Annotated in this window: 21 protein-coding genes, 1 tRNA gene and 1 pseudogene; 14 read left to right on the top strand and 9 right to left on the bottom strand. The window is 61.3% G+C overall.

What is annotated here, in order from left to right; genetic code table 11:
• Nucleotides 1-50 precede the first annotated feature (50 nt).
• The 3 genes and pseudogenes from HX792_RS30565 to HX792_RS06170 form a co-directional block, all read left to right on the top strand.
• Nucleotides 51-827: pseudogene (locus tag HX792_RS30565) on the top strand (PAS domain-containing protein); the annotation flags it as partial.
• Between the two features lie 108 nt (nucleotides 828-935).
• Nucleotides 936-1,367 (top strand): methyl-accepting chemotaxis protein, encoded by a 432-nt coding sequence (locus tag HX792_RS30560; RefSeq protein WP_371319329.1) that lies wholly within the window; start codon nucleotides 936-938, stop codon nucleotides 1,365-1,367.
• Between the two features lie 53 nt (nucleotides 1,368-1,420).
• Nucleotides 1,421-1,999 (top strand): flavin reductase family protein, encoded by a 579-nt coding sequence (locus HX792_RS06170; RefSeq protein WP_176995225.1) that lies wholly within the window; start codon nucleotides 1,421-1,423, stop codon nucleotides 1,997-1,999.
• Nucleotides 2,000-2,097: 98 nt separating this feature from the next.
• Here HX792_RS06170 and HX792_RS06165 read toward each other — a convergent pair whose 3' ends face one another.
• On the bottom strand, nucleotides 2,098-2,982 hold the full coding sequence (locus HX792_RS06165; RefSeq protein ID WP_176995224.1) for a LysR family transcriptional regulator: 885 nt from the start codon (nucleotides 2,980-2,982) through the stop codon (nucleotides 2,098-2,100).
• Nucleotides 2,983-3,104: 122 nt separating this feature from the next.
• Between HX792_RS06165 and HX792_RS06160 the strand changes: the two genes are divergently transcribed.
• The gene (locus tag HX792_RS06160; protein WP_176995262.1) at nucleotides 3,105-4,445 is read left to right on the top strand and encodes an MFS transporter; all 1,341 of its coding nucleotides are present in this window, start codon (nucleotides 3,105-3,107) and stop codon (nucleotides 4,443-4,445) included.
• Between the two features lie 89 nt (nucleotides 4,446-4,534).
• Here the strand turns inward: HX792_RS06160 and HX792_RS06155 are convergent, their stop codons facing one another.
• Complete coding sequence (locus tag HX792_RS06155) at nucleotides 4,535-5,344, bottom strand: AraC family transcriptional regulator (protein WP_176995223.1); 810 nt, start codon at nucleotides 5,342-5,344, stop codon at nucleotides 4,535-4,537.
• Nucleotides 5,345-5,482: 138 nt separating this feature from the next.
• On the opposite strand from HX792_RS06155, the gene HX792_RS06150 reads away from it, so the two are divergent.
• Together HX792_RS06150 and ddlA are read left to right on the top strand one after the other, a co-directional pair.
• The gene (locus HX792_RS06150) at nucleotides 5,483-6,121 is read left to right on the top strand and encodes a LysE family translocator (protein WP_176995222.1); all 639 of its coding nucleotides are present in this window, start codon (nucleotides 5,483-5,485) and stop codon (nucleotides 6,119-6,121) included.
• Nucleotides 6,122-6,165: 44 nt separating this feature from the next.
• On the top strand, nucleotides 6,166-7,260 hold the full coding sequence (ddlA, locus tag HX792_RS06145; RefSeq protein ID WP_176995221.1) for a D-alanine--D-alanine ligase: 1,095 nt from the start codon (nucleotides 6,166-6,168) through the stop codon (nucleotides 7,258-7,260).
• Nucleotides 7,261-7,284: 24 nt separating this feature from the next.
• Here the strand turns inward: ddlA and HX792_RS06140 are convergent, their stop codons facing one another.
• The 7 genes from HX792_RS06140 to HX792_RS06110 all read right to left on the bottom strand — a co-directional run bounded on the left by HX792_RS06140 (nucleotide 7,285) and on the right by HX792_RS06110 (nucleotide 13,347).
• Complete coding sequence (locus HX792_RS06140) at nucleotides 7,285-7,599, bottom strand: DNA-binding transcriptional regulator (protein WP_176995220.1); 315 nt, start codon at nucleotides 7,597-7,599, stop codon at nucleotides 7,285-7,287.
• Nucleotides 7,600-8,070: 471 nt separating this feature from the next.
• Nucleotides 8,071-8,796 carry a polyphenol oxidase family protein gene (locus HX792_RS06135; protein WP_176995261.1) on the bottom strand — a complete coding sequence of 242 codons (726 nt, stop codon included), beginning with the start codon at nucleotides 8,794-8,796 and terminating at the stop codon, nucleotides 8,071-8,073.
• Between the two features lie 25 nt (nucleotides 8,797-8,821).
• Nucleotides 8,822-10,651, bottom strand: a complete 1,830-nt coding sequence (gene ggt / locus HX792_RS06130; RefSeq protein WP_176995219.1) for a gamma-glutamyltransferase — start codon at nucleotides 10,649-10,651, stop codon at nucleotides 8,822-8,824.
• Between the two features lie 36 nt (nucleotides 10,652-10,687).
• Nucleotides 10,688-11,467 (bottom strand): PhzF family phenazine biosynthesis protein, encoded by a 780-nt coding sequence (locus tag HX792_RS06125; protein ID WP_176995218.1) that lies wholly within the window; start codon nucleotides 11,465-11,467, stop codon nucleotides 10,688-10,690.
• A gap of 98 nt (nucleotides 11,468-11,565) precedes the next feature.
• Nucleotides 11,566-12,399 (bottom strand): EamA family transporter, encoded by an 834-nt coding sequence (locus HX792_RS06120; RefSeq protein ID WP_176995217.1) that lies wholly within the window; start codon nucleotides 12,397-12,399, stop codon nucleotides 11,566-11,568.
• Between the two features lie 123 nt (nucleotides 12,400-12,522).
• A tRNA-Met gene (locus HX792_RS06115) sits at nucleotides 12,523-12,599 on the bottom strand.
• 196 nt (nucleotides 12,600-12,795) lie between these two features.
• Nucleotides 12,796-13,347: an RNA polymerase sigma factor gene (locus HX792_RS06110; protein ID WP_176995216.1), complete on the bottom strand. Its 552-nt coding sequence runs from the start codon at nucleotides 13,345-13,347 to the stop codon at nucleotides 12,796-12,798.
• A gap of 263 nt (nucleotides 13,348-13,610) precedes the next feature.
• Here HX792_RS06110 and sctW point away from each other — a divergent pair, with 263 nt between their 5' ends.
• From sctW to sctR, 8 genes are read left to right on the top strand one after another with little or no spacing between them, the layout of a single operon-like run.
• Nucleotides 13,611-14,675, top strand: a complete 1,065-nt coding sequence (sctW, locus tag HX792_RS06105) for a type III secretion system gatekeeper subunit SctW (RefSeq protein WP_176995215.1) — start codon at nucleotides 13,611-13,613, stop codon at nucleotides 14,673-14,675.
• Nucleotides 14,672-16,765 (top strand): type III secretion system export apparatus subunit SctV, encoded by a 2,094-nt coding sequence (gene sctV, locus HX792_RS06100; protein WP_176995214.1) that lies wholly within the window; start codon nucleotides 14,672-14,674, stop codon nucleotides 16,763-16,765. The genes sctW and sctV overlap by 4 nt, the downstream gene beginning before the upstream one ends.
• 37 nt (nucleotides 16,766-16,802) lie before the next feature.
• Nucleotides 16,803-17,702, top strand: a complete 900-nt coding sequence (locus tag HX792_RS06095) for an FHA domain-containing protein (protein WP_176995213.1) — start codon at nucleotides 16,803-16,805, stop codon at nucleotides 17,700-17,702.
• Nucleotides 17,699-19,057, top strand: coding sequence for a FliI/YscN family ATPase (locus tag HX792_RS06090; RefSeq protein ID WP_371319327.1), 1,359 nt, complete (start codon nucleotides 17,699-17,701; stop codon nucleotides 19,055-19,057). Before HX792_RS06095 ends, HX792_RS06090 begins: the two co-directional genes overlap by 4 nt.
• Complete coding sequence (locus HX792_RS06085; RefSeq protein WP_176995212.1) at nucleotides 19,044-19,472, top strand: YscO family type III secretion system apparatus protein; 429 nt, start codon at nucleotides 19,044-19,046, stop codon at nucleotides 19,470-19,472. The genes HX792_RS06090 and HX792_RS06085 overlap by 14 nt, the downstream gene beginning before the upstream one ends.
• Nucleotides 19,469-19,927 carry a type III secretion system HrpP C-terminal domain-containing protein gene (locus HX792_RS06080; protein ID WP_176995211.1) on the top strand — a complete coding sequence of 153 codons (459 nt, stop codon included), beginning with the start codon at nucleotides 19,469-19,471 and terminating at the stop codon, nucleotides 19,925-19,927. Before HX792_RS06085 ends, HX792_RS06080 begins: the two co-directional genes overlap by 4 nt.
• Complete coding sequence (locus HX792_RS06075) at nucleotides 19,924-20,937, top strand: FliM/FliN family flagellar motor switch protein (protein ID WP_176995210.1); 1,014 nt, start codon at nucleotides 19,924-19,926, stop codon at nucleotides 20,935-20,937. The genes HX792_RS06080 and HX792_RS06075 overlap by 4 nt, the downstream gene beginning before the upstream one ends.
• Nucleotides 20,934-21,587, top strand: a complete 654-nt coding sequence (gene sctR / locus HX792_RS06070) for a type III secretion system export apparatus subunit SctR (protein WP_176995209.1) — start codon at nucleotides 20,934-20,936, stop codon at nucleotides 21,585-21,587. The genes HX792_RS06075 and sctR overlap by 4 nt, the downstream gene beginning before the upstream one ends.
• The last annotated feature ends 5 nt before the right edge of the window (nucleotides 21,588-21,592 follow it).

Here is a 21,592-nt window from a genome sequence, read left to right as displayed (position 1 = left end):
AGCGCCGATGCAGGTCAGATCCTTCTCCCTATTAGACCCATCGGTGCCCCATGTTCAACACCCGTTTGAAGCAGGAGCTGTCGGCTCTTCGCGAAGAGTTGTCCAGCTTGCAACAGGTCAAGGAGAGCCTGGAAAGCGAAATGCTGTGCCTGACGCTGGATGCCGATGGCCGTGTTGAGTGGGCCAATGCCAATTTCCTGCAGGAGCTGGCTTACCCGTCCGGCAGCATTGTGGGGCGCCCCATCGAAGACCTCGTGCCGGCGCACGTGCGCCAGGACGAATTCCAGAAGCGCTTCAAGAATGCCCTGGTGCGCGGTGAACACTTCGCCGGCACCGTGCGCCTGATGCGTGGCAACGGCCAGGAAGCCTGGTTACGCTCGATCGTACAGCCGGTGCGCAGCTCGGATGGGCGCATCAAGCACTTCTCGATCTACTCCAGCGACCTGACCCGCACCATCGAGGCGTCGCGCGAGCATGAAAACCTGATCACCGCGCTGGTGCGCTCTACCGCCGTCATCGAGTTCGACCTGGGTGGTCACGTGCTGACTGCCAATGATCGCTTCCTGGGCGGAATGGGTTACAGCCTGGCGCAGATCCAGGGCAAACATCACCGCATGTTCTGCGATCCGGAAGAGTCCAACAGCGTTGAGTACCAGAACTTCTGGAAACGCCTGAACGCCGGTGAGTTCGTGGCGGCGCGTTTCAAGCGTGTCGACAGCCGTGGCCACACGGTATGGTTGGAAGCCACCTACAACCCGGTGATGGATGCGACTGATCGGTTGTACAAAGTGGTCAAGTTCGCCACGGTGATCACCGACCAGGTCAACCGGGAACAAGCGGTTGCCGAGGCCGCCAATATCGCCTACAGCACCTCGTTGCAAACCGACAACAGCGCCCAGCGCGGCACCACCGTGGTGACCCAGGCGGTGGATGTGATGCGTGACCTGGCCAAGCATATGCAACAGGCGGGCGAAGGGATCGAGGCGCTCAACGACCAATCCCAGGTGATCGGCACCATCGTCAAGACCATCAGCGGCATCGCCGAGCAGACCAACCTGCTGGCGCTCAACGCGGCCATCGAAGCGGCCCGCGCCGGTGAACAGGGGCGCGGTTTTGCGGTGGTGGCCGATGAGGTTCGCCAGTTGGCCTCGCGCACCAGCAAAGCCACCGAGGAGATTGTCGGTGTGGTGCGCCAGAACCAGGACATGGCCCGCGATGCCGTGGCCCTGATGACCGATGGCCGCTTGCAAGCCGAGCAGGGTCTGGCCCTGGCGGCCGAAGCGGGCACGGTGATCGTGGAGATCCAGGACGGTGCGCAAAAGGTGGTCAGCGCCGTGGGGCAATTCGCCAATCAGCTGTCGAGCTGAGCGTAGGGCTCAGGTATCGTAGGTTTCTTTCCTGCTTGAAGAGCCGACCGTCCATGAGCCCTACCCACCGTCGCCCCGTTCCGCTGTCCAAGGCCTACCGCTTGCTCAACCACGGGCCGACCGTGCTGGTGAGCGCTGCGCACGAGGGCCGGCGCAATATCATGGCCGCCGCCTGGGCCATGCCGCTGGATTTCGAGCCGCCCAAAGTCGCGGTGGTGCTGGACAAGTCCACCTGGACCCGCCAATTGCTCGAAGGCGCCGGCACCTTTGTGCTGCAAGTGCCGTGCGTGGCCCAGGCCGACCTGGTGCAGACGGTCGGCAATACCAACGGGGCCGAGCTCGACAAGTTCGCCGCCTACGGCTTGCAGACCTTCCAGGGGGAACACATTGAAGCCCCATTGTTGGAAGGCTGCGTGGCCTGGCTGGAATGCCGCCTGCTGCCTGAACCCCACAACCAGCAGACCTATGACTTGTTCCTGGGCGAAGTGGTCGCGGCCTATGCCGACGAGCGCGTGTTCAGCGAGGGGCATTGGCATTTCGAAGGGCAGGACCCGTTACGCACCTTGCACCACATCGCAGGCGGAAATTTCCTGAGCATCGGTGAGCCCATCACCGGCAAAACCCTAGCCTAACCCCATTTTGTAGGAGCCGGCTTGCCGGCGATGCAGGTACCTCGGTGTATCAGGTGCCCTCCAGTGACGTCATCGCCGGCAAGCCGGCTCCTACAGGGTTACCAGCGTGCCTGGCTGAGGGCGTCGGCAAATGCCATCAGCTTCGGCGAGTATTGCCGCGACGGCGGATAAACCAGTGATATGGCCCGGCTACGTCCGGCAACGTCTTCCAGTACGGGCACCAGGCGGCCGGCGTCCAGGTCATCGCGCACCGCGAAATCCATGACTTGGGCGATACCGAAACCGCCTACGGCAGCGTCCACCAGCGCGTCACCAAGATCAAAGATCAAACGCCCTTCGACGCTCACGTCCTGCACCTTGTTCTCCAGCATGAACTGCCAGTCCACCATGCGCCCGCTGCGTAAATTACGCACGGTGAGGCAGTGATGGTCTTTCAGGTCGCCAACACTGTGCGGCGTGCCAAAACGCGCCAGGTAGGACGGGGCTGCGACGGTGATCCAACGCAGCGGCGCCAGGGTGCGGGCGATCAGGCGCTGGTCCTGGATTTCGCCGGTGCGCAACAGTGCGTCGAAGCCTTCGTCAACGATGTCGACCAGGCGGTCGGTCATCACCGCTTCGATGCGCAGTTCGGGGTAACGCAAGGTCAACTCGCCGATCACCGGCATCACCACCTTGCGCCCGAACAACGATGGCGTGCTGATCTTCAACAGGCCGGACGGGTTGCTGCGCCGGTCGAGCAACAGCTTCTCGGCTTCCGCCAGTTCTGCCAATAGCGGTGCGCTTCGCTCGTAGAGCAGTTGCCCGTCGGGGGTGAGGCTGACGCTGCGGGTGTTGCGTTGCAGCAAGCGCACGCCCAGCTCGCTTTCCAGGCGTGAAATGGCGCGGGACAAACCCGACTGGGTCAACCCCAGGTCACCCGCCGCGCGCGTGAAGCTGCGGGTTTCGGCCACGCGGATTAATAGGCGAACAGCATTCAGATCCATGATTTAAGTCATTACTGAAAGAGTGAAAGCGCTATTTATCATCTGAGGTGCATAAAAGACACTGGCCGCACTTAATTAACTGGCAGGACGCTGTGATGTCGCCCTCTAAACCCTCTGGCTGGATGCTGATGCTGTTGGCCACTGCGCAACTGATCATCGCCCTCGACGCCACCATCGTGTTTGTCGCCTTGCCGCAGATCGGCACGCACTTGGGCTTTTCTTCTCAACAATTGCAGTGGGTGGTGAGTGCCTACACCGTCGCGTTTGGCGGGTTTCTGCTGCTGGGTGGCAGGGCTACCGACTTGCTGGGCAAGCGCCGGCTGTACCGTGTTGGGCAGTCGTTGTACGCGCTGTCATCCCTGGCAGCGGTGCTCGGCGGCAGCGCGATGTTGCTGGTGCTGGCGCGGGCGGTGCAGGGCGTCGGCGGGGCGTTGCTGTTTCCGGCGACCTTGGCGTTGATCAACACGCACTATGCCGAAGGGCCTGTGCGTAACCGTGCGTTCGCGGTGTGGAGCGCGGCATCGGCGGCCGGCTTGGCGTTGGGTGCGTTGTTGGGTGGCGTGCTCACTCAGGTGTGGGGCTGGGAGGCGGTGTTTCTGGTGAACGTGCCGTTGGCGGGTGGTTGCGCATGGGCGGCGCGTTATTGGATCCCGGCAGATGGCGAGCGCGCCCCTGGGCGCAACTTCGATATCAGCGGCGCGCTGACGGTCACGCTCGGTGGCACCTTGTTGGTGTTCTCTCTGGTGCAAGGCCCGGAGTGGGGCTGGACGTCGCCGTCGACGCTGGGCTGCATGGCCTTGGCGGTAGCGCTGCTGGGGCTGTTCGCCTGGATCGAACATCGTGGGCACGACCCGTTGATGCCGCTGCGTTTGCTCGCCTATCGCGAACTGCGCATGGCGATGGTGCTGACGGCGGTGTTCATGAGCAGTTTTGGCGTGCAGTACTACTTCCTGGCGCTGTACTACCAGCAGGTCTATGGCTACAGCGTGTTGCAGGCGGGCTTGGCGTTCTTGCCAGCCACCTTGGTGTGCACGTTCGGGATCTGGCTGGCGGAGCGTTCGCTGGCAACGCTGGGGTTGCGTAACACACTGGTGAGCGGGCAGCTGGCTGGCGCGGTGGGCATCGCCTGGGTGTGCTGGGCGTTGCCGACGGGGGTAGGGTTCTGGTCGCTGCTGCCAGGGATTTTTATCCTGAGCATTGGCCAAGGCATGACATGGACGGCGATGTGGGTGGCAGCCGGTTTGGGCATTCGCCCGGGAGAGCAGGGCGTGGCGGCGGGGATGGCGTCTACCAGTCAGCAGATCGGCGGCGCGCTGGGGCTGGCGGTGCTGGTGTCGGTGGCCAATGCCGGTGGGATCGAGCACGCGTTGTGGTGGAGTGCGGCGATTGCCCTGACGGGAGCGGTGTTGGCGTTGAGGCTCCAGACCCGCAGTCCCAAACCCATCCCGATAGCGCAATTGTAGGAGCCGGCTTGCCGGCGATAGCAGCTTTGAGACAAGCGCTCATTTCGCGGGCCTCATCGCCGGCAAGCCGGCGCCTACGAGGGCGTGTTTCAGCGTCCGAGCATCTTTACCCAGCGCGACGGCGGCATGCCGTAGGTGCTGCGAAATTGCCGGGTCATGTGGCTCTGGTCGGTAAAGCCGGCCGTCATCGCCGCATCCACCAACGATTGGCCTTGGGCCAACAGGCTGCGCACCAGGTCCAGGCGACGCATCGTCAGGTAACGGTAGGGGCTGGTGCCGAACAGCAGGCGAAAATCCCGCGACAAGGCCCAGCGGTCGCGGCCGGCGTGGTCGGCCATTTCTTCCAGGGTGATGCTGCGGCCCAGGGCGCTGTGGATAAATTCCCGGGCGCGTTCGGCAGCCACGTAGTCGAAACTCTTGCGGCTGACGATCCCTCCCGAGACATTGCTCAGTGCATGGGCCAGGTCAAACAGGGCGTCCTGTTCCTGCAAGGGGTCGATGGGGCTGTCCAGGTTTTGCAGCAGCACTTCGCTGGCGCGAAACAGCCTCGGGTCGGTGGACAAGCCATTGGGGATGAACGGCAACGGCTTTCCGCCGAGGATCTGCTGGATCAGCGACGGCTCGACGTAAATCATCCGGTACTTGAAACCGTCCTCGCTGCCGGCGTGGCCGTCGTGGGTTTCATCCGGGTGAAGCACCATGGTGGTGCCCGGCACGCTGTGGATCATGTCACCACGGTAGTGAAAGCTCTGCACGCCGGACAAGGTTCGCCCAATGGCGTAGGTGTCATGGCGATGCGGGTCGAAGGCGAAGCCGGCAAAGTACGCCTCGATGCGGTCCAGGCCGCTGGCATGCGGCGCGCGGTGCAGCCAGTCGAGGGTGCGAGTGGGAGTGCCCATGGTGGCTTGTCACAAAATAGAGGTGGAAACACGTTAACCCAGTCTGCATTCCTTGTCTGCCGGGGTCTTGTACGATTGTGCAGGGTGGGGGCGGGGCCTATGATCACCGCTTATGTGTTGCGTTGACGGAGCTGCCCCATGGATTTTTTCAAGCTTGCCTACCTGGCCCCACTGGTTTCACTGGGCTTGCTCTGGATCGTTGCCGTCGTCACCCCCGGGCCGAACTTTTTCAATATTGCCCAACTGGCCGCCAACGGTTCGCGTCGCCATGGTGTGGCGGCTTCGGCTGGCGTGGCTTCTGGAACGATCCTGTGGGGGCTGGCAGGGGGCTTGGGGATCAAGTCGCTGTTCACCGCCGCGCCCATGCTGTACCTGGCCTTCAAGATTGTCGGCGGCTGTTACCTGATCTACCTGGGACTCAAGCTTTTCAAACGCTCGGCGCCTGCCGCCGGCCCGGACCAGCAGCCGGTTGAGCCTCGGCGCTCGATGTTTTCAGCCTGGCGCCTGGGGCTGCTCGGCAACGTGTCCAACCCCAAGTCGGCGTTGTTTGTCGCGACAATTTTTGCATCGACCATGCCGCCCTCGCCGTCGCCGATGTTGTTGACTCTGGCGGTGACCGTCATGGCCACCCTGTCGTTCAGTTGGTACTGCGCCGTGGCGTTGGTGTTTTCCAGCGAGCGCATGGCCAGCCTCTACAGCCGTTCGCGCAAGTGGCTCGACCGCTTCGCCGGTGGCTGTTACGTGTTGTTCGGCGCACACCTGGTAGCGAGCCGCTGACCTGCCATGGTAAGAAGCCTTACTTTCAACAGTGAGGCCGGGTCATGAGCAAGGTGCGGGTAGGTATTATTTTTGGTGGCCGTTCGGCCGAGCACGAAGTCTCGCTGCAATCGGCGCGCAACATTGTCGACGCCCTCGACCGCACACGTTTCGAGCCGGTGCTGATCGGTATCGACAAGGCCGGCCACTGGCACCTCAACGACACCTCGAACTTCCTGATCAACCAGGAAAACCCGGCCTTGATCGCCCTCAACCAGTCCAACCGTGAATTGGCGGTGGTGCCCGGCAAGCCCAGCCAGCAGGTGGTGGAAACCACCGGCAACGGCTTGCTCGAACATATCGACGTGATCTTCCCGATCGTCCACGGCACTCTGGGCGAAGACGGTTGCCTGCAAGGTTTGCTGCGCATGGCCGACCTGCCATTCGTGGGCTCCGATGTGCTGGGCTCGGCAGTGTGCATGGACAAGGACATCAGCAAGCGCCTGCTGCGCGATGCGGGTATTGCCGTCACGCCGTTCATCACCCTGACCCGTGGCAACGCGGCGCGCACGTCCTTTGACAGGGCGGTGGATACGCTCGGTTTGCCGATGTTCGTCAAACCCGCCAACCAGGGTTCGTCGGTAGGCGTGAGCAAAGTCGGCACCGAAACCGAATACCTCGCTGCCGTTGAACTGGCGTTGGGCTTTGATGAAAAAGTGCTGGTGGAGTCGGCCGTGCAGGGCCGTGAAATCGAATGCGCCGTACTGGGCAACGACAACCCCATCGCCAGTGGCTGCGGCGAGATCGTGGTGAGCAGCGGTTTCTATTCCTACGACAGTAAATACATCGACGCCCAGGCCGCCCAGGTGGTGGTGCCGGCGGACATCAGCCAGCAAGCCAGTGAGCGAATCCGTCGCCTCGCCATTGAGGCATTTGAAGTGCTGGGCTGTTCCGGCCTGGCGCGGGTGGACGTGTTCCTCACCGAAGACGGTGAAGTGTTGATCAACGAAATCAACTCGTTGCCCGGCTTCACCCGCATCAGCATGTACCCCAAGCTGTGGCAGGCAGCGGGGATGAGCTACAGCGAGTTGGTCAGCCGGTTGATCGAGCTGGCGCTGGAGCGACATGCGGGGCGCAAGGGCCTGAAGATTAGCCGCTGAGTTTTCCGAAGTCCCGATATGTCGTCAGGGGTTACCGAGGACTTCTCGAAAAATATCCGGCCTGCTGGCCGCAATGTGCAGCAGTGAGCGCGCCGCTCCAGAGGGAGAGCGGCGCCCTTGTTCCCATTCTTGAAGCGTTCTGACCGAGACCCCTAGAAGCTCGGCAAACTTGGGTTGCGACAGCCCTGTTTTGCTTCTCGCTTCTGCAGCTTGTGTGATCTCAACCTTGTGTGCAGCACCGAAATGTCCTGCTTTGACATCCTGAACGGCCGCCAGTAATTCTTCGCCGATATTGCGTTTGGCGTCTCGTTCCTTAAGTTGTTTTTCAGTGAGTGGCATGGTTCATTTCCTTCGCGATTCTGTACAGGATGTGCGCTGGAATAGTCTCGGCTGCGCCTTTGCCATAAATCAGTAGTACCACCAGGGCCCCGCATGCCAACTGTGTGGTATAGATCACCCGCACAGATCCGCTCTTGCCTCGGCCATCCAAGCTCCAGCGTACTTTTCGGCAACCACCGGAGCCTGGCACGACTTTTCCGGCCTCTGGATGATTGGCTAGAAAAGCCATGAACATTCCTCTTTCCTCCTCTGTCCAGTAATCAGGCCATAGTCTGCTGAACAGCGGGGATTCGATGATCGTTAGCACGCGAAATTCTACGTCTATGACGTAGCCTCTGGCAAGTAAGGGCGGGCTAGAAAGTCGCAGGCGCGATGGAGGTATTCAAGAGGCGTTTCATCGCAAAAAATGACAGGGCGCGTGAGTACGGGTGGTATGAGTAGGACCTGTCTCAGTTGCCCGTAAGCCCTCTTTCATCGGCCCGTCCGAGCGATCCACGAATACAGCAATGTCTTTGCCTCTTGCGGGTGATGGGTCCTTCGGCGGTAGCTGGCGAATGCCGGTGATGTGCAGTAGGTACACACCTCGCTCACGTCAATTTGCGCACGGGAAACCCCGGCTGCCTGCAGCAGGATCAACCCATACCCACTCAAATCAAACCAGGCACTGCCCGTCTGTTGCGCCGACGGTGGAGTGATTTCGGGTGACAGTAATGGTGTCGGCTGCTCAACGCACCATGGCGCCTTCCGGTCCTGCCACAAATGCCCTTGGTTCGCCTGTAACTGTGCAATGAACCCTTCGCTCACCTCATAGCAACACGGTTTGATCGAAGGCCCAATGGCCACCTGCAACTGGCCAGCGGCAATCCCCTCGGCGACAAAACGCTGTACGGCATTGGCGATGATCCCGGCCCGCAGGCCCTTCCAGCCGCCATGCACCGCCGCAACCCTTTCTCCGTTGTTCGAGGCGATCAGGATCGGCAGGCAGTCGGCCGTGATCACCGCGATGGCAGGATGCTCGCGGGTAAACACGCCGTCGGCTTCCACCGTGTTGGCCTCCAGGCCCGCCTGCCACTCGATCACCGAGGCACTGTGCATCTGTTTGCAGATGAACACATCCTCCGGGCGCAGCGGGTCATTGATCGTACAAAAACCGTGATCGACACCCGGGATGGCGCCGAGATTAGTAGCGTGCTGCACGTTACGTTCTCCGTTGATTAACCCGTCAGTCGCCGACCGCTTCGCCTTCACGCCGAGGGTCGGCACCGCCGCTCAGCGTTGCCTTGCCCTGGGCATCACGGGTGCGAACGATGGCCTGAATGCCACTGGTCATGTCGATCTCGCTCAACGCGTGCCCCTTGTCCTTGAGCGTCTGTTTCAGTGCGGGACTGAACAGGCCTTGTTCCAGCTCGGTCGCCCCATTGCGACTGCCGAAGTTGGGCAGGCTGATGGCGGCTTGCGGGTCGAGCTTCCAGTCAAGCATCGCCACCAGGGATTTGCTGACGTATTCGATGATCTGCGAACCACCGGGTGAGCCCACCGTGGCCAGCAGCTCGCCACTCTTGCGGTCGAACACCAGCGTCGGCGCCATGGCTGAACGCGGGCGCTTGCCGGGTTCGACTCGGTTGGCCACCGGCTGGCCGTTTTCTTGCGGGATGAAGGAAAAGTCGGTCATCTGGTTGTTGAGCAAAAAGCCCTGGACCATCACATGGGAGCCGAACGCTGCTTCCACTGTGGTGGTCATCGACACGGCGCCGCCCTCGTCATCCACGGCCACCACTTGCGAGGTGGAGATGCGCAGCGGCGAGCGGTCGGGTGCATAGGCCACCTGGATGCCGGCAGGTGTGCCCGGCTTGGCGATACCCATGCTGCGTTCGCCGATCAGGCTGGCGCGCTGGGCCAGGTAGCCCGGTGCGACGAGTCCGGCGACCGGCACGGGCACGAAGTCAGCATCGGCCACGTACAAGCCCCGGTCGGCAAACGCCAGGCGACCGGCCTCGGCCAGCAGGTGAACGGCCTCAGGCGTCGGTTCAAGGCCGGCAGGTGATGGGCTCTTGACGGGCGTCATCGGCGCGATGGCCAGGCGCGGGTCGCGGGCTTCCAGTGCCTGCAGGGTGCCCAGGATTTGCGCGACTGCGATCCCGCCGGAGGACGGAGGCGGCATGCCGCAGACCTTCCACTGTTTGTAATCGGTGCACAGCGGCGTGCGTTCCTTGGCGGTGTAGCCCTTGAGGTCCGCCTGGGACAGGCTGCCCGCGTTGCGATGGCCCTGGACCTTGCGCGCGATCTCATCGGCAATCGGCCCGTGGTACAGCGCGTCCGGTCCTTCTTCGGCAATGCGCCTGAACACGGCGGCCAGCGCCGGGTTTTTCAGCAGCGTACCGGTGGCCTTGGGTGTGCCATCGGCGTTCAGAAAATACGCCGCCATCTCTGGCGACTGGGGAATGTAGCGGTCAGCGGCGATCAGCGCGTGCAAGCGCGGCGAAATGGCAAAGCCCTGTTCCGACAAACGAATCGCCGGCTCAAACAGTTTGGCCCATTGCAGGTGCCCGGTTTTCTGGTGCGCCATTTCCAGCGCGCGCAGTACGCCGGGGGTGCCCACTGAACGCCCGCCGATCTGTGCGTCGGGAAACGCCATGGGCGTGCCGTCCGCCTTCAGGAACAAACGTTCCGTTGCGCCGGCGGGTGCGGTTTCGCGGCCGTCGTAGGCGTGCACGGCTTTCCCGTCCCACAGCATGATGAACGCGCCACCACCGATACCGGACGACTGTGGCTCCACCAGGGTCAACACCGCCTGCATCGCGATGGCGGCGTCAATCGCCGAGCCGCCCTGGCGCAGCATTTCACGCCCGGCTTCGGCCGCCAGCGGGTTGGCGGCGGCGGCCATGTGGCGCTCGGCATGGCGGGTGGTGAGGTCGGTGCGATAGCCCGAACCCAGTTCCGGTGCCGGTGGCTGTTCGTTGACAGGGGTATGGCAGGCTACCAGGGTGAGGGCGGCTGCAATGACCGACAACTGCCGGCGAGAAATCGAAAACACGCGCTGAACTCCGTTCATTTTGAGAATGATCTGTTGTCCTTGGGGTACTGCCTTTTACAGGTAAATCGTGCCTTGCAGGAAGAGCACGGCATGGCCCGAGATAATCACGCGGTCGCCCTGGAGCGCGCAACGCAGTTGACCACGGCGCCGGCCGCCTTGTTCAGCCGTGAGTTGCTGCTTGCCCAGGCGCTCGGCCCAGAATGGCGCGAGGGAGGTGTGGGCCGAGCCCGTCACCGGGTCTTCATTGACACCCACGTTCGGGCCGAACCAGCGGGAAATGAAATCGAATCGCGTGCTTTTGGCGGTCACGGCGATCCCGCGCTTGGGCAAGCCCTTGAGGCGGGCGAAGTCCGGCGTCAACGCGGCGACCTGTGCTTCATCGTCGAGCAGCACGATGTAGTCATCGGTGGCGAAGACGTCGGCGTTCTCAATCCCCAGTGCGCTCAACAGGCCGGCGGGTGGTTCACACGGTTGGTGCTGCTTGGCCGGGAAATCCATGGCCAGTTCGTCGCCATTGCGCGTGACCCGAAGTTCGCCGCTGCGGGTGGCAAAGCGCAGCACCTCGGGCGCATCGGCCAGCTTGTGGATCAGCACCCAGGCGGCGGCGAGCGTGGCGTGGCCGCACAGGTCCACTTCCACTTCCGGGGTGAACCAGCGCAGTTCGTAGACGTCACCGCGAGGCACAAAGAAGGCGGTTTCCGAGAGATTGTTCTCGGCGGCGATGTTGTGCAGTTGTTCGTTGGGCAGCCACTCGGTGAGCGGGCAGACGGCTGCCGGGTTGCCGCCGAAAGCGTGGCTGCTGAAAGCGTCGACTTGGTAGATGTCCAGTTTCATCGGGGGCACTCCGTGTAGGGGGAGGTTGGACACTAACAGCGGTACTCCGGAGCGTCGCCGTACAGATGGGGTCTTTTTTCGGGCGCAGGTGCGCAGGCTCAGCCCAGTCGCAACACCATCGCCCCGGCGGCGATGATGCAGGCCGCAATCACGCGCACCCGCGTCAGGTGTTCCTTGAGCACCAGGGCCGAGATCACTACGCCAAACAGGATGGATGTTTCCCGAAGGGCTGAGACGGTGGCGATGGGGGCCGCTGTCATCGCCCAGAGTGCCAGGCCATAGGACGCCACGGTGCCCAGGCCGCCGACCACGCCTTGGCGCCAGTGGCGCACGCAATATTCGCAGAACGCCGTTCGCCTGGCGGCCAGGGCCCAGGCGGCGAGGGGGATGCCGGTCAGCAGGAAGATCCACAGTGTGTACGCCGCCGGCGCTCCGGACTTGCGCACGCCCAAGCCGTCGATGAGGGTGTAGCCGGCAATTACACCGGCGTTGACCAGCGCCAGCATCAACCCTTTGCCATGCCCGGCCGAAGGGGCGACGGCCATGCTCAAGATGCCGGAGGAAATGATCGCGATGCCGACCCAAGCCGGCACTGACAGTGATTCCGCCAGCAGGAATACACTGATGATGGCCACCAGCAAGGGCGCGGTGCCTCGCATGATCGGGTAGGTCTGGCTCATGTCGGCAATGCGGTAGGTCGCGGCGACCAGGACGAAGTACGCGACTTGCAGGATCACCGAGGCGCCAATGAACGGCCAGCTTTCCCGTGCCGGCAGTGGCAGAAGCGGAAGGGCCGTCAGAGCGATCAGTGATGCGATGGAAGTGATCATGCAGGTGGTCAGCAGCTTGTCGCCGCCACCCTTGACCACCGCGTTCCAGGTGGCGTGAAGTAAAGCGCCCAGCATGATGACGGCGAACACATCAAGGCTCATGAATCGGGTTTCCTGTGGGACTCAAGTCAGCGTCGTGGGGAGTGGACCGCTGCGAGTATGCCCCAGCACTTTTCTCCAGGCATAAAAAAACGGCTTACCTTTCGGTAAGCCGTTTTTAGTACTTGGTGGCTACACAGGGACTTGAACCCCGGACCCCAGCATTATGAATGCTATGCTCTAACCAACTGAGCTATGTAGCCAAGTGGCGCGCATTATTCGCGTAGAACGACAATGCGTCAAGCGTTTATTTTGAATTTTTATCTACGCTTTCAACTGTTTAAGCAAAATCGGGCGAAACAGCGACGAGCGGCGCTGCTCTCGCATTGGTTTTATGCACGTTTGCGATAGCGTGACGCGCTTGGGCAGATATCCCTGCCGCCCAGCGCGTTGTCCGGCTTATCGGTTCATGGTGTTGTGGGTGGCGCGCTTAAGTTGTTCACGTGCCCGCGACAGGCGTGAGCGCACGGTGCCGATCGGAATGTCCAGTACGTCCGCAGTGTCCTGATAGCTGCCGTCGGTTTCCAGCGAGGCGTACAACGTCCTGCGCATCTCTGCCGGCAGATGGTCGATGGCGCTCAGGGTTTTTTCCAGGCGTCGGTTGACCTCGAATTCCCAGTCCAGATTCCGGCTGTCCTCCTGGCCGTGCCACAACGCTTCGTCGAATTCGCAATGCACGGGTTTGGCATACATGCGCCGGAAATGGTTGCGGATCAAGTTTTGCGCAATACCGCACATCCAGGTGCTGAGGGTGGCATTACCGCAGAAGCGCTCGCGGTTGCGCCAGGCTTCCAGGTAGGTCAGTTGCAGAAGATCGTCCGCATCTTCCGGGTTGAGCACGCGTTTGTGAATGAAGCGGCGCAGCTTTTTTTGTTGGTCGTCTGTCAGGTGGAGCATGAATTGAGGCGAGCTGCCAACAAGGTGGGCTAAATCTTCAATAGGGATATTCACGATTTATTCCTCTGGGTGAACGCTGACGAAATGGTTTCGTCGGGAACCCCTTTTGCACTGGCTATGCCAAGCGGAATTAATGAATAACCTATTGATTTACATGCATATATATCTTGAATTGACGCGTATTTGTGCAAGGCGTTGCAATCGGCGCGTACGGCTCATGCAAGTTTTTTCAACTGTGGTGGGTCATCAAGTTTTGATGGAACCAGGTCACAGTGGCTTGCCACACAGGGACACACTCTTCCTGTTCGGGTCTGCCGATGAAAATCGAATCTTCCAACGATGTGCAACCGATCCAGCACCTGGATCAGCCGGGTCTTCGAGATGCTCACGCGCCGTCTGCCCCTGCGGGAGGCAATGAGTCGATTCCGATCTTTGGCCAGGCGTTGGCGGATACCGCGCGGGAGTTGAGCAGGCGGTCGAACGGCGTGCAAATTCCGGCTGTCCAGCATATTGCCCAGCTGTATGACCAGCTGGGGCACCCGGCCAACGCGTCACTGACCTCTGTTTCCCGACGCATCTGGGCAGAATTGCTGAAGCAGCAATTGAGCGTCGGCAAATTGATCGACCTCACCGACGGGGATCCGGCGCGTGCATTCGTGGTGCTCAAGCATGTGATCGAACAGGCGGATGCGCAGGTGCACACCGCCGAGACCAAAATGGCGCGGACGATCCTCGCCGATCTGGAGAAAGGCTTCAAAGGCGAAATCCAGGCGGGCCTCAACATTGCTGTGGCGTTGCTGGCTGCCACCGATGACCCGAAGGAGCGTCAGGCGATGCGCGAGTTGTATTACAACAGCGTGGTCAATCGCCAATCCCTGACCGTGATGTTGCATGCGCTGCTGGACGCATATGGTGGCGAGCGGTTCCTGAACGGCTTGAATGTGATGCGCGGGGCATTGGCCGACGACATGGCCGCCCGCGCCTCTTCGATTTCCCCGGCGGCGTTGCGCTCGCTGTTGAAGGGGTTGGGAAGTTGCAGTCAATTGGGCGGCGTATTTTCCAGTTGCCAGGCCCTGGTCCAGCGTTTGAATGACGAGTTTGACCCCGTCACTCTGCTCAAGCGCTTGTTGGCCTGTACCAGCACCGGCCTCGGTGGGAACGAAATCCCGGACCTGCTGAGTGAGCTTCGATGCGAGCAACCTTCGCAGAGGCTGATGGTCCTCAATAGTCTTTACCCTGCTTTCCGACAGTTGCCCCTGGCTGTTTGGCCAGATGAGGGCGTGCGTAAGGACAGCGTGAAACTCCTGCTGATCGTCATGGACCAACTGACCCAGAGCGAGCGCTTGGAGAACCAGCGTTTCGGCGCAGGGGCGCTGGCGTGACCGTGCTGTCGACCATCAATGCAGTGCTGCTCAAAGTCGCACAGCGCGCCGAAGTCTTGGGCGCCGTGGTGGTCATGGCGATCGTTTTCATTTTTATCGTACCGTTGCCCACCTGGCTGGTGGATATCCTGATCGCGCTCAACATCTGCATCTCCTGCCTGTTGATCGTGCTGGCGTTGTACCTGCCCGGGCCGCTGGCTTTCTCGTCGTTTCCGTCGATTCTGCTGTTGACCACCATGTTTCGCCTGGCGCTTTCGATTGCGACCACGCGCCTGATCCTGCTGGAGCAAGACGCGGGTGATATCGTCGAAGCGTTTGGCAATTTCGTGGTGGGTGGCAATCTGGCGGTAGGGATGGTGATCTTTCTGATCCTCACCCTGGTCAACTTTCTGGTGATTACCAAGGGCTCGGAGCGGGTCGCGGAAGTCGCGGCGCGTTTCAGCCTCGATGCGATGCCCGGCAAGCAGATGTCCATCGACAGCGACTTGCGTGCCGGCCTGATCGACGGCATTCAGGCGCGGGACAAGCGTGAGCAATTGTCTCGGGAAAGCCAGTTGTTCGGGGCTATGGACGGGGCTATGAAATTCGTCAAAGGGGATGCCATCGCCGGCTTGATCATTGTGGTGGTCAACCTGCTGGGCGGCTTCTCCACGGGCATGTTCCAGCACGGCCTGAGCGCTGGCGAGTCTATGGCCTTGTACTCGGTACTGACCATCGGTGATAGCTTGATTGCCCAGATTCCGGCGCTGCTGATTTCCCTGACTGCGGGCATGATCATCACCCGCGTGGCGCCGGATGGGCGCAAGGGCATTACCAACATGGGCGCCGAAATCGCCCGGCAAATGACCAGTGAGCCCAAGAGCTGGATCATCGCCTCGGTGGGCATGCTCGCGTTCGCGGCCGTGCCTGGCATGCCAACGGGAGTGTTCATCTTTATCTCGCTGATCACCGGCACGCTCGGCTATTACCTGGTACGCCAACGTCAGCGCCAGGAGCGCCCGGCAAACGAGGCTTCCGAGGCGGTTCGTCCCGAGGAGAACGGTAGCGAAGATTTGCGCGGGTTCGATCCGTCGCGGCCTTATCTGTTGCAGTTTTCGCCGGTGTTGCGAGGCACCCCCGAGGTGACGGACCTGATTCACGGGATCCGCCAGTCCCGTAACGCGCTAGTGGCCAACATTGGTCTGACGCTACCCCCGTTCGAGGTCGAGCTCGATGCCGCGCTGGCGGATGATGAAATGCGTTTTTGCGTCCATGAGGTGCCGATGGTGAAAGCCTCGGTCGTTTCTCGGGTGGCCGTGGACCGTAACGCGTTCACCGTCGTACCCGAACACGGCGTGCCTGGGCTGGCGGAACGTGACGAGCAGGGCTGGCTCTGGCTGGCGCCGGATGATCCACTGCTCGATGACCCGCAGTTGGAGCGCTTCACTGCAACGGACCTGATACTCCAACGCATGAAGCAGGCCATGATGCTCAGTGGGCCGCAGTTCCTGGGTATCCAGGAAAGCAAATCGATCCTCAGTTGGCTGGAGCATAACCAGCCGGAACTCGTTCAGGAGCTGCAGCGCATTATGCCTCTCTCGAGGTTCTCGGCGGTGTTGCAACGCCTGGCGAGTGAAGGCGTTCCACTGCGTGCCGTGCGCCTGATCGTGGAGTCGCTGATCGAGTTTGGCCAGCATGAGCGCGAACCCGAGGCACTGGCTGATTACGCGCGTATCGCCCTCAAAGCGCAGATCATGCATCAGTACAGTGAAGCGGATGGCCTCCATGCCTGGTTGCTCTCGCCTCAAACCGAAAGCACGTTGCGTGACGCGCTGCGCCAGACCCAGACCGGTGTCTTCTTTGCGCTCGACGACGAGCACAGCTCAGCCCTGATCAACCTGCTCAACCAGGCTTTTACCGTTCGGCCCAAACTCAAAAGTGTGATGCTGGTCGCCCAGGACTTGCGCAGCCCGCTGCGGACATTGCTGCTCGAAGAATTCAACTACGTGCCGGTGCTGTCGTTCGCGGAGCTGGGAAGCAGCTCCAAGGTAAAAGTACTGGGGCGTTTTGACCTTGCTCAGGTTGATTTGATGCGTGGGGCACAGGCATGAGCCGGTGGGTATTTACTAATCGATCGAGGCGCCGGTGATGTTTGAACTGCGTGTTTTGGACGGTTTGTGTCAAGGGGCTGCACTGCCGCTGTTCGGTGAGCAGTGGAGCATCGGTGCCCATGCCGATGCCGACCTGATGCTCAATGATCCTGGTGTTGCCCAGCAGCATGCTCGGCTGCTGCTGGTCGGAGCGAACTGGTCGGTACAGGCTGAAGCGGGGCTGTTGCAAGGCGCCGATGGGCAGGTTTTGGCGCAGATTGCGAGCCTGGCACCGAACGCTGTGTTTTGCGTGGGGTGTGTACGGCTCTGTGTCACCTTGGCTGATGAGCCTTGGCCGCCGGCACCTACCCAGGCTCCCGTGGCGTCAGCTCCTGCCACTGAGCCGACGCCAACCCTCAATTTATCGTCCATTTCCCCTCCACAACAAAAGCGCCTGATTACTGTGGTGCTGGTGATAACGGTGATCTTCATTCTGGTGGGCATGGCCTCTACAGGGGAGCCCGAGGCCCAGGCTTCCCTGATGCCGCAGGCCGTCCAGAAACGTGAGCTGGCCTCGCCGTTTGAAGTGCGCGAGCAGTTGTTGAAGATGCTGGGCGAGCGTGAGCTGGGCCAGCGCGTTTCCCTGCAAGTCATCAATGGCCAGGTGACGCTCAGTGGGGATGTCTCCCAAGACGATGTGGACCTGGTGGCACGGATGCTCAGCCGTTTTGGAGAACAGTTCGAAAGCGCTGTACCGGTACTCAGTCGTGTACGTGCGCGCGACAGCGCGTTGCCATTCAAGATCGTTCAGATCGTCGGCGGGCCGAATGGCCATGTGGTTCTGGAAGAGGGGACCCGGTTGTTCGTGGGCGATGAGGTGGAAGGACTGCGCCTGGTGTCGATCGATAACAGCAAAGTGATATTTGACGGTGCTCAGCGGTATGAGGTGCGCTGGTGAGCCTGGAACTGCAAGCGCGTCTAGAGGCCTGGCAGCAACGCCAGGCTCAGTCACTGGCGGCTTTTGCGCCGGTGACGATGCGCGGTCGCATCCAGCGCGTCAATGGCATGCTGCTGCAGTGCCGTCTGCCCCTGGCGCGTATTGGAGACTTGTGCCAGGTCGAGAAAACCCCGGGTGATTGCATGCTCGCCGAGATCATTGGCTTCGATCAGCAGGATGCGGTGCTCAGTGCCCTGGGTAACCTGGAAGGCGTGCGGGTGGGGGCCAGCGTTGAACGCCTGGGTGTGGCGCATCGGGTAAAGGTCAGCGATGCGTTGCTGGGCCAGGTGTTGGACGGTTTCGGCCGGCCCATCACGGGGGAGGGCGCCAGTGCCTTTGTCGAGACGGACTTGCCGGATACGAGTGCAGTGCTGTGTGAAGCACCGTTGCCCACTGAACGTCCGAGGATCCACCGCGCGCTGGCCACCGGAGTCCGTTCGATCGATGGCTTGTTGACGTTGGGTGAAGGCCAGCGTGTCGGGCTGTTTGCCGGGGCGGGTTGCGGGAAGACCACCTTGCTGGCCGAAATCGCCCGTAACGTTGAGTGCGATGTGATCGTGTTCGGCCTGATCGGTGAACGGGGCCGTGAGTTGCGTGAGTTTCTGGACCATGAGTTGGATGAGCAACTGCGTGCCAAAGCGGTATTGGTGTGCGCTACCTCCGATCGCTCAAGCATGGAGCGTGCGCGTGCGGCATTCACCGCTACGGCCCTGGCTGAAGGTTTTCGACGCAAGGGGCTGCGGGTGTTGCTGCTGATCGACTCACTGACCCGTTTCGCCAGGGCGCAGCGTGAAATCGGTCTGGCGGCGGGTGAACCGTTGGGCCGCGGTGGTCTTCCGCCGTCAGTCTACAGCCTGTTACCCCGTTTAGTGGAGCGCGCCGGGTTGACCCGTGAGGGGGTGATCACGGCGATCTACACGGTACTGATCGAACAGGACTCCATGAACGATCCGGTCGCCGATGAGGTTCGCTCACTGCTGGATGGTCATATCGTGTTGTCTCGCAAGTTGGCCGAGCGTGGGCACTATCCGGCAGTGGACGTGCTGGCGAGCCTGTCGCGAATCTTGAGTAACGTTGTCTCACCGGCAGATATTCGCGCCGGCACCGCATTGCGACGCTTGTTGTCGGCTTACCAGCAGATCGAGTTGATGCTCAAGCTGGGGGAATACCAGCCTGGCACTGATGCCCTGACCGACCTGGCGGTGGACAGCCGCCAGGCGGTCGATGCTTTTCTGCGCCAGGACTTGCGTGAGCCCACGCCCATGGCGATGACGCTGGAGCACATTCAGGAGCTGACCGCACATGTCCCATTCTGACGTGCTGCCAGGCGATGTGGAGACACTTCGACGCCTGCGCAGGCACCGGGCAGACCGGGCCGAACGTAGTCTGCGTGAGGCGAAGCGAGCCCAGCAAACGCTGCTTGCCCATATAGAGCAGGCCAACGGCACGCTTGAAGAAAGCCGGCAGGACGAGGCCCGGGAAAGTGCTCAACTGCTCAGCCAATACCAGGGCCAGGTGATGACCTTACAAGCCCTGAAAACCTGGGGCGCGCAGGAGCGCGTTTTGTCGGCCAATACCCGTCGAGACAAAGCCCGGCTGGAAGCGTTGCAAAGCCAGCAGGAAGAAAAGGCAACCCGCGTTGGCAGCGCCCAGAAGCAGGTCACCGAGTGCCTGCGGCAGGTTGAAAAACTCCAGGAGCTGTCCCTTTTACTGGCGCAGGAGCCAACGTGAAACAGATTTCCAATAAGCCCACTGAGTACCCACGGCTACGTGAAATACGCGAGGACCGTGAGCCCATCGGCGCCGGTGTCGTGCCTTGGGAGCAAGGGCGATTATTCGCCCAGCTGTTCGCGGGCCGGGACGATGGCGCAGGGAGGGGACCCTCTCTGCTGAAGGCGAAACCGATTGCCGATGCCACCTTGATTGGCGCCCTCACAGACCTATTGCTCCCTCGTATGCAAATGGGGGCGCAGTGGCCGCTTCAGGCGGTGTTGTACCTGCCCAGGCTTGGGCGGATCAACGCCAGCGTGCGTCGTGAGCAAGGCGCCTGGGCCATTGAGCTGGAACCTGAGCAAGACGCAACGGCACGCTGGCTCAGTGGTGTACGGCAACGATGTGAAGGCCGCTTGGCAGCGGCGCTGGGGCTGCCGGTCAGCCTGCATTTACCTTGCATAAGGTTGACATGATAGTGCCGTCGCTGGTGTTGCCTTGGATTAAGAGCGACATCGTTGCTGCTCGCCGTCGATTGGGCCGTGGCTTGTGCATGCCCTTTCAAGTGGCTGGGCAAGACGGTGAGCTGCGCCTGGAACCCGGGCGGCCGCCCACCGGAGGCGACGTCGTCTGCCTTGAAACCCAGTGTGGTGTGCTCGCGCTTGCGCAGGCCGGACCGCTGCTCAGCTTGCTGGGCGAATGCCCGGTCACGTTGGCCCAGGCGGGTAACGATTCAAATCCCTGGTTTTGGGCGTTATTCCAGCACCACCTGAGCCCGCAGGTACGAACGCTGCTGGGCACAGTGCGACTGCTGGAGGTTGATCGCCCGGTCGGGTTCGGCTGCCAGATCACTGTGAGCCTGGGGGCATCTCGCGTCGTGGGCTACCTGTGGCTTGCTGCCGAAAGCTTCCTGGCGTTACACGCGTCCGGCCCGTGGCGCCCGACTGCAGAGCCGATGACGGCGTCGTTTCAGTTGGCGATTGCCGTGACGCTCGGGCGTTTGCAATTGCCGGTAAGGCAGGCACAAGCGCTACGCACCGGTGATGTGTTGTTGCTTGAACAGCGCTTTTTTCAGGCCTGCGGGACGGGCTATGTACGCGCCGGCAGACGGTGCTTGCGAGGGTGTATTGACGATGCCAATGGCGCGGTGTGCATGACCCTTACTGCTATCGAGGAGACGTCCGTGGACGACAATTTTACTGCTCCCCACTACTCGGGGCATGAGAAGGATGAACCGGTGGTGGATGTATTCGGTGACGAGCCTTTCGATGAGTTGAGCATGGCTCTGACGGTACGCTGCGGAACGCTCAACCTCACCTTGGGTGAGCTGCGTAACCTTGCGCCCGGTGCGGTGCTGGGTATTGCCGGCTACGCCCCGGGCATGGCAGGTCTCTATTATGGCGACCGCTCGATTGCTCAGGGGCAACTGGTGGAAGTTGATGGGCGCCTGGGGTTGCAGTTGTCCCGTGTGATGTTCGGTCGATGAATATCCAGGGGCTGGATCCCCTCATTCTTGCGGTGTTTCTGGGGGCGCTTTCGTTGATGCCCCTGTTGTTGATCGTCTGCACATCGTTCTTGAAAATTGTCATTGTGCTGATGATTACCCGCAACGCCATCGGTGTGCAGCAGGTGCCGCCGAGCATGGCCATCAACGGCATCGCGCTTGCGGCAACTCTCTTTATCATGGCTCCAGTGGGCTACGAGATTGCCGAAAGCATCAAGGTCTCGCCCCTGGACATGAGCAATGTGCAAACGTTTTTGCAGACGGGAAGCGAGGCCATCAAACCGCTGCGTGCCTTCATGTTGCGCAATGTGGACCCGGACACGTTGACGCACTTGCTGGACAACACCGCACGCCTGTGGCCTGCACAAATGGCGCAGGACGTGCAGCGCGAGGACTTGATCCTGTTGGTGCCGGCGTTTGTGTTGTCACAATTGCAGGCGGGATTTGAGATCGGTTTTCTGATCTACATTCCCTTCATCGTAATTGATCTGATTGTCTCCAATCTGCTGCTGGCGCTGGGGATGCAAATGGTCTCGCCGATGACCATTTCACTGCCGCTCAAGTTGCTGTTGTTCGTGCTGGTGTCGGGGTGGTCGCGCTTGCTCGACAGCCTGTTCCTTTCCTACCTCTGAGTGCC

It is taken from the genome of Pseudomonas sp. B6002 (genome assembly GCF_013385985.1).
Lineage (GTDB): Bacteria > Pseudomonadota > Gammaproteobacteria > Pseudomonadales > Pseudomonadaceae > Aquipseudomonas.
The sequence above is the reverse complement of the archived record's forward strand: the minus strand, read 5'-3'. Positions and strand labels throughout refer to the sequence as shown.